The organism is Rhodococcus sp. JCM 9793, from assembly GCF_055380405.1.
Genome location: NZ_AP043721.1, coordinates 5,956,132 through 5,973,952, shown reverse-complemented (window position 1 = coordinate 5,973,952; position 17,821 = coordinate 5,956,132). Strand labels below are relative to the sequence as shown.

The 17,821-nt window shown below is 66.9% G+C and carries 16 protein-coding genes; 3 read left to right on the top strand and 13 right to left on the bottom strand.

Going from position 1 to position 17,821, the window contains the following annotated elements; translation table 11 throughout:
- Positions 1–229: 229 nt before the first annotated feature.
- Both ACZ46K_RS29775 and ACZ46K_RS29770 read right to left on the bottom strand, forming a co-directional pair.
- The gene (locus ACZ46K_RS29775; protein ID WP_464746302.1) at positions 230–1,603 is read right to left on the bottom strand and encodes an amidase; all 1,374 of its coding nucleotides are present in this window, start codon (positions 1,601–1,603) and stop codon (positions 230–232) included.
- 43 nt (positions 1,604–1,646) lie between these two features.
- The gene (locus ACZ46K_RS29770; protein ID WP_054805053.1) at positions 1,647–2,621 is read right to left on the bottom strand and encodes a D-2-hydroxyacid dehydrogenase; all 975 of its coding nucleotides are present in this window, start codon (positions 2,619–2,621) and stop codon (positions 1,647–1,649) included.
- Between the two features lie 80 nt (positions 2,622–2,701).
- Between ACZ46K_RS29770 and ACZ46K_RS29765 the strand changes: the two genes are divergently transcribed.
- From ACZ46K_RS29765 to ACZ46K_RS29755, 3 genes are read left to right on the top strand one after another with little or no spacing between them, the layout of a single operon-like run.
- Positions 2,702–3,442, top strand: coding sequence for a maleate cis-trans isomerase family protein (locus ACZ46K_RS29765; protein WP_054805033.1), 741 nt, complete (start codon positions 2,702–2,704; stop codon positions 3,440–3,442).
- A gap of 15 nt (positions 3,443–3,457) precedes the next feature.
- Positions 3,458–4,213, top strand: a complete 756-nt coding sequence (locus ACZ46K_RS29760) for a maleate cis-trans isomerase family protein (RefSeq protein ID WP_464746301.1) — start codon at positions 3,458–3,460, stop codon at positions 4,211–4,213.
- The gene (locus tag ACZ46K_RS29755; protein ID WP_464746300.1) at positions 4,200–4,883 is read left to right on the top strand and encodes a GntR family transcriptional regulator; all 684 of its coding nucleotides are present in this window, start codon (positions 4,200–4,202) and stop codon (positions 4,881–4,883) included. The genes ACZ46K_RS29760 and ACZ46K_RS29755 overlap by 14 nt, the downstream gene beginning before the upstream one ends.
- Here the strand turns inward: ACZ46K_RS29755 and ACZ46K_RS29750 are convergent.
- The 11 genes from ACZ46K_RS29750 to ACZ46K_RS29700 all read right to left on the bottom strand — a co-directional run bounded on the left by ACZ46K_RS29750 (position 4,852) and on the right by ACZ46K_RS29700 (position 17,818).
- Positions 4,852–5,595, bottom strand: coding sequence for an acetoacetate decarboxylase family protein (locus ACZ46K_RS29750; RefSeq protein ID WP_464749504.1), 744 nt, complete (start codon positions 5,593–5,595; stop codon positions 4,852–4,854). The two genes, ACZ46K_RS29755 and ACZ46K_RS29750, sit on opposite strands and share 32 nt — an antisense overlap.
- Positions 5,596–5,659: 64 nt before the next feature.
- Positions 5,660–6,535 carry an aldo/keto reductase gene (locus tag ACZ46K_RS29745; protein WP_464746299.1) on the bottom strand — a complete coding sequence of 292 codons (876 nt, stop codon included), beginning with the start codon at positions 6,533–6,535 and terminating at the stop codon, positions 5,660–5,662.
- Positions 6,536–6,713: 178 nt separating this feature from the next.
- Positions 6,714–9,884 (bottom strand): helicase HerA domain-containing protein, encoded by a 3,171-nt coding sequence (locus ACZ46K_RS29740; RefSeq protein ID WP_464746298.1) that lies wholly within the window; start codon positions 9,882–9,884, stop codon positions 6,714–6,716.
- Positions 9,881–10,522 carry a hypothetical protein gene (locus ACZ46K_RS29735; RefSeq protein WP_464746297.1) on the bottom strand — a complete coding sequence of 214 codons (642 nt, stop codon included), beginning with the start codon at positions 10,520–10,522 and terminating at the stop codon, positions 9,881–9,883. The genes ACZ46K_RS29740 and ACZ46K_RS29735 overlap by 4 nt, the downstream gene beginning before the upstream one ends.
- Positions 10,519–11,556: an endonuclease domain-containing protein gene (locus tag ACZ46K_RS29730; protein ID WP_464746296.1), complete on the bottom strand. Its 1,038-nt coding sequence runs from the start codon at positions 11,554–11,556 to the stop codon at positions 10,519–10,521. The genes ACZ46K_RS29735 and ACZ46K_RS29730 overlap by 4 nt, the downstream gene beginning before the upstream one ends.
- Positions 11,557–11,647: 91 nt before the next feature.
- Positions 11,648–12,208, bottom strand: a complete 561-nt coding sequence (locus ACZ46K_RS29725) for a P-loop NTPase family protein (protein ID WP_054807971.1) — start codon at positions 12,206–12,208, stop codon at positions 11,648–11,650.
- A gap of 19 nt (positions 12,209–12,227) precedes the next feature.
- On the bottom strand, positions 12,228–13,277 hold the full coding sequence (locus ACZ46K_RS29720) for an acyl-CoA dehydrogenase family protein (protein WP_464746295.1): 1,050 nt from the start codon (positions 13,275–13,277) through the stop codon (positions 12,228–12,230).
- Positions 13,274–14,248, bottom strand: a complete 975-nt coding sequence (locus tag ACZ46K_RS29715) for an acyl-CoA dehydrogenase family protein (RefSeq protein WP_464746294.1) — start codon at positions 14,246–14,248, stop codon at positions 13,274–13,276. The genes ACZ46K_RS29720 and ACZ46K_RS29715 overlap by 4 nt, the downstream gene beginning before the upstream one ends.
- On the bottom strand, positions 14,245–15,405 hold the full coding sequence (locus ACZ46K_RS29710) for an acyl-CoA dehydrogenase family protein (RefSeq protein ID WP_054810695.1): 1,161 nt from the start codon (positions 15,403–15,405) through the stop codon (positions 14,245–14,247). Before ACZ46K_RS29710 ends, ACZ46K_RS29715 begins: the two co-directional genes overlap by 4 nt.
- Positions 15,405–16,274, bottom strand: coding sequence for an enoyl-CoA hydratase (locus ACZ46K_RS29705; RefSeq protein WP_054810694.1), 870 nt, complete (start codon positions 16,272–16,274; stop codon positions 15,405–15,407). The genes ACZ46K_RS29710 and ACZ46K_RS29705 overlap by 1 nt, the downstream gene beginning before the upstream one ends.
- Positions 16,271–17,818, bottom strand: coding sequence for a FadD3 family acyl-CoA ligase (locus ACZ46K_RS29700; protein WP_464746293.1), 1,548 nt, complete (start codon positions 17,816–17,818; stop codon positions 16,271–16,273). The genes ACZ46K_RS29705 and ACZ46K_RS29700 overlap by 4 nt, the downstream gene beginning before the upstream one ends.
- Positions 17,819–17,821: the final 3 nt, after the last annotated feature.

The window sequence follows — 17,821 nt, the reverse complement described above, 5'->3', positions numbered from 1 at the left end:
CGGCGCAAATTTCCAAGCCGTCGAGGTTCGGGTGTGTGGCGCGGATGGTACGTGCCCGAGTGCTGGGCGATGCCGTGTGCTGCGGTGGAGAGTGCGAAGTTTCCCTCCGATGCGTGTCGCCAGCGACCGTCTCCGTGAGCGGAGAGGTCCAGGAGCCGTATGTCGCGGCGTCAGTCGACGGGTGCGCAAGTATTTGGGCCGCTCGAATGCCCCCGCCGTTTCAACTCCTCTACTCGGTCAGCGCATACTCCGCGAACCGTGCGACCGCGAGCACCAGATCGTCCGAGTGCCGCGGTCCCACAATCTGGAGTCCGACGGGAAGCCCGGCAGCCGTCGTCCCTGCCGGAATGCTGATCGCCGGCTGTTGCGAGAGATTGAACGGGTAGCTGAACGGCGTCCACTGCGGCCAGGTCGTTGCCGATGATCCGGGCGGCACGTCGTAGCCGGCCTCGAACGCGGGAATCGGTACCGCGGGGGTGATCAGCACATTGTGCGTCAGGTGGAATGTGCCCATGGTTATGCCCACAGCGGCCGCGACTGCGCGCGCATCGAGATATTCGACAGCGCTGAGTGTTTCGCCGCGTTCCCACACTCGCCCGAGGCCGGGGTCGACCTTGTCCCGAGTTCCTTCGGGGAAGTTCTTCAGCATCGCGGCGGCGCCGGATGCCCACAGCACCTCGAAGGCTTCGAGCGGATCGTCGAATCCGGGATCTGTCTCGGTGACGACCAGCCCGGCATCGGCGAGCCGGCGCACCGCGCGGTCGACGATGTCGCCGACCTCGGGGTCGACGGAGACGTAGCCGAGCGTTTTCGAATACGCGACACCGAGACCGACGACCTCACGGTCCATGGCTCCGCGGAATGTCATGACGGGGGGTGCGAGCGCGGTCGGGTCCCGCGGGTCGGGCAGTGACAGGATGTCGAGGAGCAGGGCGGCATCTTCGACGGTTCGGGTGATCGGCCCGGCGTGCGCGAGCGGACCGAATGGGCTCGCCGGAAAGAGCGGAATTCGTCCGTGCGTCGGCTTGAACCCGACGACACCGCAGAACGCCGCGGGAATGCGGATACTGCCGCCCCCGTCGGTGCCTATCGAGCAGGGGCCGAAGCCGGCTGCGACCGCCGCGGCGCTCCCGCCGGATGATCCGCCCGCGGTCTTCGTGGTGTCGAGCGGGTTACGGGTGATTCCGTACAGTGCCGAGTCGGTCACGGCTTTCCATGCGATCTCCGGAGTGGTGGTCTTGCCGACGAACACCATCCCGTCCTCGCGCAGGCGTGCGACGGCGGGACTGTCGACGTCCCATCTTTGATCGGGGTCGACGGCCTGTGAACCTCGTAGTGTGGGCCAATCCTTCGTCAGGAAAATATCCTTGATCGAGATGGGAACCCCGTCGAGAAGGCCTTTTGCATATCCGGTGCGCCACCGTTCTTCGGATCGGCGAGCCTGTTCCAGCGCCCGCTCCTCGTCGACGAGACAGAATGCGTTGACGCTGCGGTCGTGTTCGGCAATGTTGTCGAGAACTGCCCGAGCGGCCTCGACCGGGGACAGCTCACCCGCGGAGAAGGCAGTCACCAGCTCGACCGCGGTCATGTCGGTGGGCTTCATGCGTTGCCTCCCTGGTGTTCGGGCCTGCTCCCGGCGGCAGGCCTCAGGTACTCGGCACGTAGCCGAGGTGCTTGTCGACGACGTTCTCGAGCTCACCGCCGGAACGCCACCGCTGGAAGTTGTCGACGAACACATCGACCAGCGCATCTCTCCATCCGCGGAAGTCGCCGGAATTGTGCGGTGTGATCATGACATTCGGAATATCCCACAGTGCGTGTTCCGGCGGGAGCGGTTCGGTGTCGACGACGTCGAGTGCGGCGCCGGCGATTTCTCCGGCGCGCAGTGCGGCGACTAGATCGTCGGTGCGGACGAGATCGCCGCGTCCGACATTGATGAAGCGCGCACTCGGTTTCATCGCGCGGAACAGGGGAGCGTCGAACATGTCGCGTGTCTGCTCGGTCAGGGGTGCGGCCACGACCACGAAGTCGGCGTGGGCGAGTGCGGCGGGCAGGTCTTCGGTGGCGGTGACGGTGCCGAAGTCGGGGTCGTTCTCTCGCGCGCGCCGCCCCGACCCTCGAACCTTCATACCGACCGTGGTGAGCAGGCGCGCGATCGCACGCCCGATGGGCCCGGTTCCGACGACGAGTGCGGTGCGTCCGGCGATGCGTTCGGATTCGCGGTGTTGCCACGTGTGTTCGCGCTGGAGTCGCAACGACTCGGGGAGATCTTTCGCAAACGAGAGGATCTGTGCCAGGACATATTCGGCGATGGGTTGATCGAACACCCCACGTGAGTTGGTGACGATGACGTCACTGTCGCGCAGAGCCGGGAACATGATGGGGTCCACGCCTGCGGCTGCCGCGTGCACCCACCGCAGGGACTCCGCAGCGTGCCATGCCTGGGGGAGTGCATCGGTGAGGAAGTCGTAGACGAACAGTACGTCGGCGCCCTCGAGAGCGGTAGCGAGGCCGTCACTGTCGGTGTAGCGAATTTCGGCATGCTCGGCCACCGGAGCCAGGAGCGTCGCGCCCGGCAGGGTCTCGGCATGTAATACCGCCACCACAGGATTCGCTGTCACGATTGACACCGTATGAGTGCATCGTATTATTGTCAACAATCCTCGTATGGTGGTGTCATCGGGTAGAAGCAGAGGACCCCATGGAATTGAACATCCCCGAATTCGAGGGACCCCTCGCACAACGGGGCATCGGCATCATCGCACCGTTCGATCTCGCGCTCGAACGGGAGCTGTGGCGCTGGGCTCCGCTCGAAGTGAGCCTGCACCTCGCGCGCACACCGTTCCAGCCTGTCGCGGTGAGCAGGGCGATGGCCGAACTCGTCTCCGACCGGCATCACCTCATGGCCGCAACCCGCGACATCCTGCAGGTCGAACCCGAGGTTGTCGCCTATCTCTGCAGTTCCGGGTCCTTCATCAGGGGCGTGGCGTTCGAGAAGACGCTGTGCGACGCGATCTGCGAGGCCGGTGCCCCCACAGCGGTGACCACCTCGGGCGCGCTCCTCGAAGCGCTCAGCGAACTGGGTTCGACGAAGATTTCGGTGCTCACCCCGTACGACGAGGAGTTGACGCGCCTCCTGCACGATTTTCTCGCGGAAGCCGGAACCGAGGTTCTGCGTTCCGAGTATCTCGGGCTCGGTGGTGGTATCTGGAAGGTCAACTACCGCACCATCGCCGAACGCATCATCGGCGCCGATACCCCCGAATCCCAGGCCATCTTCGTCAGCTGCACCAATCTGCCGACCTATGACCTGATCGCACCGCTGGAACGTGAGCTCGGAAAACCGGTGCTCACGGCAAACCAGCTGACGATCTGGGCGTGCCTCGGGCGGATGCGGCTGCCGATGACCGGACCCGGCCAGTGGTTGAGAGATGTCTTCTGATGCGAGGTGTTTCAGGTGCGTGAGAGTCCGACGGTCGGAATCATCTACCCCGACCATGCAGCGGAGGACGACTACCCGTTCGCCGCCGACCTCCTCGGCGTCCGGCTTCCCGTCGCCCACATCTACGGAACCGACTTGCACGCGGTACCTGAACTGCTCGACCTGGGTAGCCCAGGCAAACTCGCCGCAGGCGCGGCGAAGCTCGCGCCGGAGTCGCCCGACGTCGTCGTGTGGGCGTGCACGTCCGGAAGCTTCGTGTACGGACCGGACGGCGCGCGCAACCAAGTGGTCGAGCTGTCGGTGGCGGCAGGGGGCATTCCGGCGTCGAGCACCAGTTTCGCGTTTGTCGAAGCATTACGTGCACTCGATGGACAGAAGAACCACAGCGCGACACGTGTCGCGATCGCGGCGAGCTACCCGCGCGACGTCAGTGAGCTGTTCGTCGAATTCCTGCGTGCCGCGGGTATCGACGTCGTCTCGTTCACCGGCGCGGGCATCGAGACCGCAGCGCAGGTCGGCGCCCTCTCCGCCGACGAGGTGCTGGCGCTCGCTGCGGCCAACGATCACCCCGACGCGCAGGTGCTTCTCGTTCCCGATACCGCTATGCACACGCTGCGGTTCCTGCCCGAGATCGAAAAGCAGGTCGGCAAGCCGGTACTCACCGCCAACCAGGTCTCGGTGTGGGAGGGGCTTCGGCTCGCGGGATATACATGTGTACGCCCGCAGCTGGGCACACTGTTCGAGGAAGGTATCGATCATGGCGCTCGGTGATCTCGGGGATCTCCAACCCGTGGCCCAACCGTCGACGGCGGAATTGATCGCTGATCAACTGCGGTCGGCCATCGTCCGCGGCGCCATCGAACCGGGCGCGCAGCTCGGTGAGGCCGAGCTCGCGACACGTTTCGCCGTGTCGCGGGGGCCGTTGCGTGAGGCCATGCAGCGTCTCGTGTCCGAGGGGTTGCTCTACAGCATCCGGAACCGCGGCATCTTCGTCTCCGAACTGACCTTCGACGACGTCGTCGACATCTACAACAATCGCCGCGTCATCGAGGGTGGCGCGCTCGATCTCGTGCTCGACGGGCGCCGTGAGCAGACGTGGCAGGATCTCGGGACGGCGATCGATGCGATGCGCGCGGCTGCGGACAGGGGTGACGCCGGCGGTGTCTCCGACGGCGACCAGATGTTCCACGAGATCCTCGTCGCCGGTGCATCGAGCCCGCGGCTGATCCGGTCGGCGCGCACGCTACTCGTCGAGACCCGCATGTGCCTCGGAGCGCTGCACACGACCTATCCGGATCTGCACGTGCAGGTCGACGAGCACGTCGCGCTGCGCGAGGCGATCCGGACCGCCGAACCCGACGTGGTGCGCAAGCTTCTCGGCGAGCACCTGCACGACACCGTCGATCGGCTCAGAGATCAGGGTTTCGGGGGCCAGGAGTAACGGCCTCGGCGTTGCCGAAGGTCATTCTCAGATCGGGGATGGACGACGTGACCAGTGCGCGTCGCGGCAGACCCAGGTGGCGTAGTTCCTCGGCGATCGGGTGAGTACCCAGCTGCAGCGTCGCACCACCGATCCGGGTACGCACGCCGCTGGGATTCATGTCCCACGTGGTGCGACGCGTGACGCCGTCGAGGTGCGAGTACGCGGCCAGCGACGCAGCGATGCCCTTGCCCGGAACCGGGACGCCGGGGGATACCGACATCTCTGCGATCAGTGCGCCGTCGCTGCTCACAGTTCCTTGCTTGGTGGCGCTGCGGTGGTCGGTGTCGAAATCTGCCAGGATCTTCGGGAAGCCCCAGATGCCGCGGCCCGCCACGCGTGTGAACTCTCCGTCGACCGGCAACTGATGGATCAGCGCGCCGGCTCCTCCGGTCGCGAGGTCGCGCAGATCCTGCGGCACGCCGCCGCCGCGCCGGGCGTGGTCGCGCACGAGGAAGCAGACGCCGAACTCGTTGTAGGGGCCGAGGTCGCCGTCCACGTAGTCGACGAAGACGAGCGTGCACACTCCGCGGCCGGGCCGGTACTGCAGGAGTTCGAGTCCGGTGTGGTCGATCAGGGTCTGAGCGGGGGAGGCAGGGACGGAGAAGACTGCCATGAACGCCGTCGCCGTGCGAACCTGCACGGGTATCTCGACGGGAGTGCCCAGCACCATGTGAATGTCGCTCATAGCAGCAATGAGAACACGTTCTAGATATTATGGGAACAGGCCGTGCTGCTCACTTCGGTGCGCCGACATTCATTTCGTCAGGATGCGCGCCGACGCGGGCGCCGTTGTCGAGGGTGTCGATCTCGCTGAGGTCGAGGTCGGACAGTTCGAAATCGAATACGTCGATGTTCTGGGCGATGCGCGCGTCGTGCACCGACTTCGGGATGACGATCAACCCGTTCTGCAGATGCCACCGAATCAGCACCTGCGCCGCGCTCTTGCTGTGACGATCGGCGATCCGATCGATGACGGGGTCGGTGAGCAGGGTGTTGGGCTTCGAATTCGGCCCCCAACCGGCGTTGCTGGTGCCGCCGAGCGGACTCCACGACTCGACCGCGATCCCGTGTTCGGCGGCAGTCGAGCGGATCGCATGCTGAGGAAGGTTCGGGTGCAGTTCCACTTGGTCGACGGCCGGCAGCAGCCCACCGCGGTCGACGAGCAACTGCAGGTGGTGCGGCTCGAAGTTGCACACACCCACGGCTTTCGCCCGCCCGGATTCGGCGATCTTCTCCAGGGCGTCCCACGTGCGTAGCAGACGATCGTTGTCCTGGAGCGGCCAGTGGATCAAATACAGGTCGACGTAATCGGTACCCAATTTCGCGAGGCTCGTGTCGAAGGCCTTCAGCGCAGATTCGTATCCCTGGTCGGAGTTCCAGAGCTTGGTGGTGACGAAGACGTCCTCGCGCGGAACCGAGGTGCCCGCGAGCGCGCGGCCCACACCCTCCTCGTTTCCGTAGGCCGCGGCGGTGTCGATGTGCCGGTAGCCGGCCTCGTCGATCGCGAATCGGACGGCGTGCTCGGTCTCGTCGTTGGTGGCCTGCCATACTCCCAGGCCGAGCTGCGGGATGGTGGTTCCGGAATTCAGCGTGATATCGGGAGTCGTCATGCGTTCGAGGCTAACGGGAATTCAAGAGTATCGACACCGATCACACGTCATGCCTCGCGGCATGGCGAACCGATCGTCGGTCGTGCCGAGCCCGCCGGCGGAGTGAGTGAACTTCGACCGTGGGACATGCCCGATCTCGCCATGAAGCCGCGCTCGAGCAACCAGCTTCCGGTCATGCTCATGTCATCGTCGCGGCGAGTTCGAGCACCTCCTCCTCGGTGGGCGGGCTCTTCGGGTGGTGGGTCAGGCACAGCGGTGCTGCGATCTTGCGGAAACTCGCGCCTTCGACCGCCGCGTAGAACTGCCCGGCGGGCAGTTTGCCGATGTCCGGGACCGTGCCGCCCTTGACGCGCGCCATCTCCTGCGCGGCCTGGATCTGGGCCGGGCTGTTGAGCAAGCCGTAGAACTGGGTGGCCGCGTTGCCTGGGATCTTGTTGTTCAGGCCCTTCGGGGCCTGCGTCGCGAACACCAGACCGAGCCCGTACTTGCGGGCCTGCGACGCGAGCGCGAGCGTGCTCTGCGTGCAGGCCGTGAATCCTCCAGCAGGCGCGAAGTTCTGGGCCTCGTCCATGACGAACAGCGCCCCGAGTGGGCGGTCGCCGGCCGGGTTCTTCTTGACCCACGCGAACAACGCCATCTGCAACTGGTTGACGAATCCCTGGCGCTGGTCGTCCGACGGCAATCCCGACAGGTTCACCACGGACACGCGGGCGCGGTAACCCGGGGAAGGCTCGAGCAGGGTCCCTGGGTCGGCGGCGGTGCCGCGACCGCCGAAGAGTGGATCGTTGGCGATCGACGCCTTCAGGTTCTCGGCGAGATCCGCGGCGATCTTCGTCGCGTTCCGCAGGTTGCTGATGTCCTCCGGAAGGTCCTCGAGCAACGCGACGAACGTGTCGAGGTTGCCACCGGGGCCTTCACCGAAGTATTCGAGTGCCTGCTTGAGCACCGCGCGGGCCTTGTCGGCGTTCGCGGACTTTCCGGCGGCGTTCGCGCGCGGGGCCAGCGCGGCCACCGCCGATTCGACGGAGGCGTCGAACTCGTCGGCATCGTCCCGGACACTGGCGAAATCGGGCAGCGGCTGGAAGGACAGCGGACGCCCGTTCTGGCGACGCGGTGTCCACACGACGACCTCGGTGTTCTCGAGGTACTCGTCGGCCTTGGCCCGATCGCCCGGCGACCACGGACGGGAATCGGCAGGCCATTCGCTGCCCAGCCGCGCGAGGTCGTTGTTCGGGTCGAGCACGATCGACGAAACACCTTGCAGCGCACATTCTTCGACTATCCGACGGATGAGCACGGTCTTTCCGGAACCGGATCCGGCGAAGATCGCGGTGTGCTTGCGCAGTGCTTCGAGATCGACGCGTACCTCCGTGTCCATGGCGATCGTGCGTCCGAGGGGAATGGACGCCGCGTTGTTCTCGACCGGTTCGACGTTCGAGTGAGGCGAGACTTGCTCCTCGACGACGGGTTCCGGCTCGGGAGAGTCGGTGACGGAGTCTGCAGCGGTCGGACGGACGAAGGCCACTTCCGGTTCGTCGCCGAGAGCCGTCGTGAGCAGTGTGGTCTCGTGTGCGGGACGACGGGCCCGCAGCCACGCGTCGAGGTGTTCAGGGTTCTGCTCCAGCAGTTCCCGGAGGGCGGCGAAGACGCGTGCGTCGTCGACGGAGAGGGAGCATACGCGACCCCCGGCCTGCTCGAACTCGGCGACGATCGCCCGGGTCTTCTCCCCGTTCGGCCACGGCTGATTGCGCAGCACGATCAGATTCCGTCCCGGGATACCTGAAGTCAACCCGACTGCGGTGCAGGACTTCTGGAGTCTGTTGACTGCTGCGGTGTGGTGTGTCGAGCCGATGGCGCGGAACGCCCAGTGCACATGCTGTTCGGTCTCTTCGTCGAGGGTGCGCAGCATGCGGGCGTGCAGTGCGGGTTTCGTGCCGGATGGAGTCTCCCGCCCGTACACGTCGTCGTCCGCGCCGCTCTCCCGGATCCACGCGTCCAGGCCCGCACCGAGCAGGGGCGGGATCACGAGATCCTCGACGGTGTGGTCGAACGCGCCGTCGATCGATGCGGTCGCCTGCAGCTGCGCGAAGCGGGCGTCGAGCACTGCGAAGTCACCGGCGTGATCGACTGTGGTCGGGGGCTTCTCGCGCTTCTCGGGTGCCGGGGTCGTCAGGTCGGTCATCTCCGCGACCGCCCCGTTGTCGAGGCAGGCCCGGATGTGGCGGTCGACGGACTGCAACAGGCGGCGCGGCGTGTAGTCGAGTGCTTCGTCGAAGACGGAACCGGTGACCGGCCACGTCGGATACGGCGCGGTGAAACCGACCGACGAATAGGCGCGTTCGAGCCGGAGCCGGATCAGATCCTGTGCCACCTGTGGCGACGGCAGTAGCGACAGCGTCGGGCACACCCGGAACCGGTCGCGGACCGTCGCCGTCGCGAACCGGTCGATCACGACCCACGCCGTCGGCAGGCACGACAGCACCGGGACCGTGCGGCTGAAGGTCTCGCGCAGGCCCATCAGGCCGTGTGCGAAGTCCTCGTACGAGTTGTCGGTCGGGCGCGTGACCGACCCGGTGTCGTCGGCCCCGGCATGCTGCGGGTTCAGCAGGGTGTCGAACTGATCGACCGCGAGCACCGTCGGTCCGGTCAGGGCGAGGAGACGTGACAGGTCGCGGGCGATCTCCTGATGGGTCGGAGCGGCCGACCCGACGCCCCAATCGGCGCGTTCACCCGTGGTCGATTCGTCCTGCCCGAGGAGATACGACTCGCCGATGTCCCGCAGGTCCAGCGCTCCGGCGTAGAGGACGAGGGCGCGTGCGGTGCGCCGACACTGCTGGGACAGCTGTGAATCGGCGGCGAACAGGCCGGTGATGAACGCATCGAGGGTCGCGCGGTCGAGTTCGGACTCCCCGATGATGGCCCGCCGCTGCACCCGCGACACCCCGGCGACGTTCGCGAGTTCCCACAGCAGGCGACGCAGTTGGGTCTCGTGATCGGCCATTGGGCGCCCGAGATCCTCGAGCATCGCGAACAGCGTCGACTTCCAGAAGCTCACGGCGTCGAGCATCTTCACCAGGAAGAAGTATCCGCCGTCCTGCTGGATCTGCTCGCGGACGTACCCGAGCAGGTGCGTCTTACCGACGCCGGCCTGGCCTTGCACCACCACCCCGAGCGGGCTCGCCGACGTGGAGGTCTTCGCGTCGCGGAAGGCGTCCAGGATCATGTCCATCGCGGTGCCGTGCATCCCGGGGACGTGGAGTGGTTGCTGCGCCTCCCACACCTCGTCGGGGGTGGGTGCCCAGGTCAGGCGGACGGACGCGAGCGCCCGGAGTTGTTCGTCGGTGCTCATGCGACCTCGATCGACAGCAGGTGGTTGGGGGTGTCGCCGACGACGACGGCGGCGGCACGGTCGTCGTTACTGAGCGCCTTCTGGTTCATTTCGGGGTTCAGGTGTACGTCGGGCAGGCGGTTCATGCGGACCAGTTCGCGGTCCACCTCGTCGACGGGCAGATCGGCGAGGACCGATCGCAGGCGGGCCAGACCCACCCACGCGCCCGGTTCGCGTGCGAGTTCCCGGTACGCGGCGCGAATGCGGTCCTCGACGGTCGGCGACGCGTCGTCCATCGGTGCAACCTCCTCCGTGGCCGGAGTGAACACCTCGTACAGCTGCAGGTCGGCTCGGTCGAGGTGCCGGCCGAGGGCGCGCAGGAGGGTGTACACGGCGCGGACCGGCGCCGTGACACGCGGCGGGGTGTCGGCGATGAGAAGCGCTCGGCAGCGCGCCCACCCGGCGTCGGTCAGCTCGTGCGTGAACGGGCGGACCGAGGTATCGGTGGCGACGAGACCGAGCCGGTTGAGTTTCCGGCGGCCCTCCGCGCGCAGTTCCGGGCCGAGCGTCTTCAGTGCGGTGTTGGAGACGGGCTGTGCTTCGGCGAGCAGGGTCAGCAGGACCAGCGTCTCGCTGGGGGTGAGGGATTCGGCGCTCACTGCGGTCTGCCTTCTGAAGTCGGGACGGGGGTGCGGGTGGCGAGACATCGGGCGATCAGGTCGGTGACAGCGGTGACGTCGCCGAGGACATGGTCGTTGGTGAACCGTAATACTGCGAACCCGGCGAGCTGAAGGTGCACATCGCGTCGACGGTCGGCGGCGAACTTCTCGGGCCGCCGATGGTCGTCACCGTCGATCTCGACGACGCAGCGTGCTTCGGAAAACATCAGGTCCACTCGGATCGGAGCGTCGAGCGGGCCGGCGGACCACGTCCGGTTCCACTGTCGGTCTCCGGCCCAGTCGCACGTGCTCAGGACGGACTCGAGCAATTGCTCGGCGTCGCTGGCGGGGTGTGGCCGACCGAGTGGGGCGGGCAGCCGCAGACGCCGTGTCACCGGAGTCGCGGCAGCGGGTGGCCGGGCCGGACCGACCCGGACGACAGGGAACCGGTCGACTGCCGGGATCGGATCGCCGATCAGCCAGATCCCGAACCGGTCGCGACCCGTGAGCCACTCGAGCGCCGCAGCGAGGACGTGCTGCTCCTCGACGGACAGCGGGGCGGCGGTCACGGCCAGCACCACGTGTTCCCGTCCGTATGCCGAGGCGAGGACCTGTGCGAGTCCAGCGGCACGCACCTCCGCCGAGTACCTGGCAGGATCGAGGCGACCACCGAGCACGGAGGCTTCGGCGAGGTCGGCCAGGAACGCCCCGTACTTCGGAGTGGCGAGTCCGGATGTCAGTGCGCGCACGGCCGTGATGTCGAGGCCGCTGTGCCCGTCGAGCACCCGGGCGCCGGGCAACCATTCGAGCAACAGGGCGTGAGCTGAGGTTTCGCACTCGTCGAGGATCCTTCCGACAACATCCGACCCGGTGGGTGCGTTCGTGACGTGGTAGCCGGACACCACCGGAGCCGCGGGCGGCAGCGGATCGAGTGCATCGGCGACGGTGGCGGCGTCGACACCGTCGACATGCACGACCCGGTCGACGGGCAAATCGACGAGCGCCAGGAATGAAGAAAATGCGGACGGAATCATCACTCCGTGGAGCCCACAACGCGCTGACGTCGATACATGCTGAGAAACCATACATACCGGACATGACATCGGCAGGGTGAGGTCGCTGCGGCTACGCGCACCCGAGGCGGGCCGTCCACCCGTCGATGTCACGTCGGCTCGTCAGACGCACGACCGGAAGGTCGGGATGCCGTTCGAGGACCTCGCCGACCCGGCCGACCAGTTTCCCGTGCGTCGACCACGACCACCGGATGATGTTCTCGCGTCGGGTGAAAAGTGTGTACAACGGCGGTTCCACATTGCCGTTCCACAACACCTCACGCCGGATTCGTCGGCGCAGCGTCCGGCGGATCACCTGCCGCATCACGACGGGGCGAGGTAGATCGAGCCAGATCATCAGATCGGCCCGCTCCGCAAGCAATGAACGGACCACGGTGTACTGCCACTCGGTCACCCAATACGGCTGTGAGGTGAAGTCCTCCACGTCGGCGACGAACGACGGCCGCGGTGTCCAGTTCGGTCCGTGATGCAGCCCGTCGATCTCGATGTGTTCGATGCCGATCGCGTCACCGATGCGGGCGGAGAGTGTCGTCTTCCCCGAGCCCGACGCCCCCGCCACAACGATGCGGCAGGGGCGATCGGGGACAAGCGCGGAGGCGTCGAGAAGTGGCACCGCTGCAGGTTATCGCACGTCAGGCGGAGACTGCGAGCAGATATTCGCGCGGCTGCCCGAACAGCTGCGCGGTGCCGTGCGCACGCTTGAAGAACAACTGTGTGTCGTGTTCCCACGTGATCGCGATGCCGCCGTGGAGCTGCACTGCTTCGGCCGCGACCTGCTCGAATGCCTCGGAGCAGTAGATCTTCGCCGCGTAGGCATCCTGCGGATCCTGCGACAGCGCCGCCGCGTACGACATCGACCGGGCGGTCTCGACCAGCGCATACATGTCGGCCATGCGGTGCTTGAGCGCCTGGAACGACCCGATGATGCGCCCGAACTGTTTGCGGTTCTTCGTGTATTCGACCGTGAGGTCCAGGGTCGCCTGCGCGGCGCCCACCTGCTCGGCGGAGACCGCGATCACCGCGGCCGTCCGCAGTCGCTCCACCAGGTCGTCGGTCGACGACACCCGGCGCGCGGACACAGCGGAGAACGACACCTCGGCCAGGGTGCGGGTGGGGTCCATCGTCGGGACTCGGCGACGCACGACGCCGTCCACACCGGGATCCACCTCGAACAGCGCCGTCGAGTCACCGTCGGCCGCGATCACCAGCAGGGTGGAGGCGATGTCGCCGCCGAGGACGTAGTGGGCGGTTCCGGTGAGCTCGTCACCGTCGGCGACCACGCCGGGCCGATGCCAGCCCGCTTCCGACGCCCAGCACACCGCGACGACCTCACCGGCCGCGATGCCCGGCAGCAGCCGGGACGCGGCGTCGGTGTCGCCGGACAGCAGCACCGTCTGCGCAGCGAGGACCGCTGAGCCGAGGAAGGGTGACGGAGTCAGCGTGCGACCGAGTTCTTCGAGCACGACATGAGTTTCGGCCCACGACGCACCGACCCCGTCGTACTCCTCGGGAATCGCGAGCGCCGCGACCCCCACCTGCTCGACGAGCCGCGACCACAGATCCGGGTCGTAACCGTCGGGGGAATTGATCGCCTTGCGGACCGCAGCGGAGTCGGAGTGCTTCGCCAGCAGGCTGCGTACCGACTCCCGCAGTGCCGCGCGGTCCTCGGTTTCGAACGTCACGACGCCACTCCGCTCTCCAGAGCCGTGACCACGCGTGAGCGGTGGAAATCAGGTGTGCCCCATGCGGTGACGAGTGCGCGTGTCTTCGTGATCCACAGCGACAGGTCGTATTCCTGCGTGTACCCGATCGCGCCGTGCACCTGCAGTGCGGTACGTGCCGCGAGATAGGCGGCGTCGCCGCATGCGACCTTGGCGGCCGACACGTCGCGCGACGCGGTAGGCAGACCGTCGCGCACTGCGAGCGCCGCGCCGTGGAGCAGAGGACGTGCCATCTCCAGTGCCACGGCGACGTCGGCGAGGTGGTGCTTGATCGCCTGGAACGAACCGATGACGCGGCCGAACTGCTTACGCTGCTGCACGTATTCGACGGAGGTGTCGAGCAGCGTCCGGCCGAGGCCCTGCAACTGTGCGGCGGTTGCGAGGGCGCCCAGGTCGAAGGCGGCGTCGAACGAGGTGGACCCCAGGGTCTCGGCGGACGACACCTCGAACAGACGGCGCGCGAGATCCACCGACGAGTGTTGCTCGCCCGCGGTGGCCACGGAAACGGTGTCTCCGTCGACGTTCAGGACGAGGTCGACGGAATCGGCGTCGACCGCGAACGGCGTGTGCGGAGCCGCAGCAACCGTCGCGAGCGACCCGGAAGCCAGAGCCGCGAGACGTTCGGGAGCGACCGCTGCCAGCAGTGCGGGGGCAACCGCGACGGTTTCGACGACCGGGCCCGGAACCGCGTGACGCCCGAGCTGCTCGAGCGCGACGACGAGATCGACGGCATCGGCACCGAGACCGTCGTGCTCCTCGGAGACGAGCAGGCCGTTGACACCGGTCTCGGCGAGGCGCTGCCACACCGTCAGGCCGGGTTCGGTGTCGCCGGTGTTCCATGCGCGGATGACGGCGGGCATGTCGGACTTGGTGAGGAGCGCGTCGATGCTCGACGCGAAGTCCTCGTGGGACTCATCGAGTGCGAATCTCATCGGTCGCCCTTCGGGAGGCCGAGCAACCGCTCGGCGATGACGTTCTTCTGGATTTCGTTGGTGCCGGCGTAGATCGGGCCCGACAGCGAGAACAGGTAGCCGTCGGTCCAGTCGTCGACGACCTCGGCGTGCGCGCCCTGCAGGTCGAGGGCGGTCTCGTGGGTCGCGATGTCCCACTCCGACCAGAAGACCTTGTTGATCGACGATTCGGCGCCGAGCTGTCCGCCATTGGTGAGGCGGGTGACCGTGCTCCACGTCGACAGTTCGTAGGCGCGAGCACCGATCCACGCGTCGGCGACCTTGTTCCGGAGCGCCGTGTCGCCGTGGAGCGGCGACTGCGAGTACTGCGCCAGCAGACGGTCGGTGGTGGCGAGGAACCGTCCGGGCGCACGCAGCGACAGACCACGCTCGTTCGACGCGGTGCTCATCGCGACACGCCATCCTGCGTTGACCTCACCGATCACACCGGATTCGGCGGGATTCGACGGGTCGTCGGGGACGAAGACGTTCTCGAGGAAGATCTCCGCGAAGCCGGGTTCGCCGTCGAGCTGATCGATCGGGCGGACGGTGACACCTTCGGCGCGCAGATCGAACATGAAGTACGTGATGCCCTTGTGGCGCTGCGCCTCCGGGTCGGAGCGGAACAGACCGAAGCCCATGTCGGCGAACGATGCCCGCGAGCTCCACGTCTTCTGCCCGTTGAGCAGCCAGCCGCCGTCGACCTTCGTGGCCGACGAGCGCAGCGACGCGAGGTCGCTGCCCGATTCGGGTTCCGACCAGGCCTGTGCCCAGATGTCGTCGGCGCGAGCCATGCGCGGCATGATGCGTTCGAGCTGCTCGGGCTTCGCGTGCTCGAACAGGGTGGGGGCGAGCAGGAAGATGCCGTTCTGGCTCACCCGACCGGGTGCGCCCGAGCGGTAGTACTCCTCCTCGAACACGACCCACTGTTCGAGCGTCGCGTCGCGGCCCCCGAGCGATTCGGGCCACGAGACGACCGACAAGCGCGCGTCGGCGAGAAGTGCTTCCCACTGCCGGTGCTCTTCGAAGCCCTCTGCGGTGTCCATCGACTTCAGTGGGGTCTTCGGGACGTTCTCCGCGAGGAACGCCCGCACCTCGTCGCGGAAGGCGATGGTGGCGGCGTCCAGTTCGAGATCCACTACTTGCCCCCCTCGGCCGGACGTGCGCTTGCCGCCATCGACTTGGCATCCATGCCGCCGAGGGAGTCGGTGCCGACCTCGGCGTTGTACGAGTGCGCGAAGTGATGCAGACCGAAGACCGACTCCATGCCGTTGCGCATGCCCATCTGGTCCTCGCACTGGTTCACAGCGCGCTTTGTCAGGGCCAGGCCGAAGCGCGGCATCTCGGCGATGCGTCCGGCCAGCGCGAGCGTCTCGGTCTCGAGGTCGTCGCGCGTCACGACGCGGCTGACCATGCCCACCTCGTAGGCTCGCTGCGCGGTGAACCGGTCGCCGGTGTAGAGGATCTCCTTCGCGAACCGGGTGCCCAGGATCCACGGGTGTGCGAAGTACTCGACACCCGGAATGCCCATGCGCACCACAGGATCGGAGAAGAACGCGTCGTCGGACGCGACGATGAGATCGCACACCCACGCGAGCATGAGGCCGCCGGCGATGCAGGCGCCCTGGACCATGGCGATGGTCGGCTTGGGGATCTCCCGCCAGCGGCGGCACATCCCGAGGTAGACCTCCATCTCGCGGGCATACCGCTGGTCGCCGCCCGGCTTGTCGACGTGGTCCCACCACATGACGGCCTTGTTGTCGTAGTGCACGTGGTGGTCGCGGCCGGGCGTACCGAGATCGTGGCCGGCGGAGAAGTGCTTGCCGTTGCCGGCGAGCACGATCACCTTCACCTCGTCGTCCTGGACTGCCTTCTCGAAGGCGGCGTCGAGGGCGTAGGTCATCACCGAGTTCTGCGCGTTCCGGTAGTCCGGACGGTTGAGGGTGACGATCGCGATGCCGTCACGCACTTCGTAGGTGACGACGTCGGGCTCGAATGGGACGGTCATGACTTCTCCTCACGCAGAGCGTTTTTCAGAACCTTGCCGGATGCATTCCGGGGTAGGTGGTCGACGAACCGCACCGACCGGGGGCGTTTGAAGTTGGCCAGATGCTCTTTGGCGTACGCGAGGACGTCGTCCTCGGTGAGATCGCTTCCGGCCAGCGGCGCGATGTAGGCGCAGCCGACCTCCCCGGCGCGCTCGTCGGGTATGCCGATGACGGCGACCTCGTGGACGCCCGGGATGCGCAGCAGCGACGCCTCGATCTCGGCGGGGTACACGTTGAACCCGTTGCTGATGTACATGTCCTTGAGGCGGTCGGTGATGTCGAGGTACCCACGTTCGTCGAGGGTGCCCACATCGCCGGTGTGAAGCCAGCCGTCGGCGTCGATGGTCTTGGCGGTCGCCTCGGGGTCGTCGAGGTAGCCGAGCATCACGTTGGGGCCGCGCAGCAGGATCTCGCCCTTGTCGCCGATGCGGACCTCGAAGTCGGCGGTCGCGCGTCCGGACGAGTTCGACACGGTGACGGGGTCGTCGTCCGTGCGGCACATCGTGGCAACGACGGCTTCGGTCTGGCCGTATGCGGTGATCACCGCATCGAAGCTCAGTTCGTTCTGCATGCGCTCGACTAGCGAGACGGGGACCGGTGCGGCGCCGGTGACGGCGACACGCAGGTTGCTCAGGTCGTAGTCGCCGCGGTGCGGGTGGTCGAGGATGCTCTGATAGATCGTCGGTGCGCCCGGCAGCACACTGATCTGTTCGGTGGAGACCATCGCCATGACCTTCTCGACGTCGAACACTGCCAGCGGGATGACCGTGGCGCCGACGAGCAGTGCCGCGACGAATCCCGCTTTGTATCCGAAAGTGTGGAAGAACGGGTTGATGATCAGGTAATTGTCGGCCTCTGTCAGGTCCGCGCAGTCGGCCCAGGCACGCGCTACGCCGATGGTCTGCCGGTGCGCGCTGAGCACACCCTTGCTCTTGCCGGTGGTGCCGGAGGTGAACAGGATATCGGCGACGTCGTCGGGGGCAGCCGCGACGGCACGCCTGTCGGCCTCGGTGCGGTTGTCGTCGGTGCCGAGCGTGACGAAGTCCGCCCAGTCGAGCACTCCGGGAGTCGCAGTGTCATTCCCGCTCACCGAGACCCGCACGACGGTCGGGACGGTGAGGCCAGGTGCGGTCTCCCGCAACTGGGCGTGTCGGTCGGAGCCGAGGAAGTCGCCCACGATGACGAGCGCAGCGGCATCGACACGTTCGAGGATCTCGGCTGCTTCGCTCGCGGTGTAGCGGGTGTTGATGGGGACGACGACGCCACCTGCCCAGTGCACACCGAGAGCTGCGATTTCCCAGTGGTACGTGTTGGGCGACCAGATCGCGACGCGCGCACCGACTTCGACACCTCGGGCGACCAGCGCGGACGCGAAGTCTCGCACGTGCTCGTGCAACTGTGCGAAGGTCAGCCGGGTGTCGCCGTCGACGATCGCGAGCCGGTCGGGCCAGGTCTCGGCGGAGTGGACGAGGGCGGCCGGCGTGGTTCTCGGATGTGTGTTCACTGA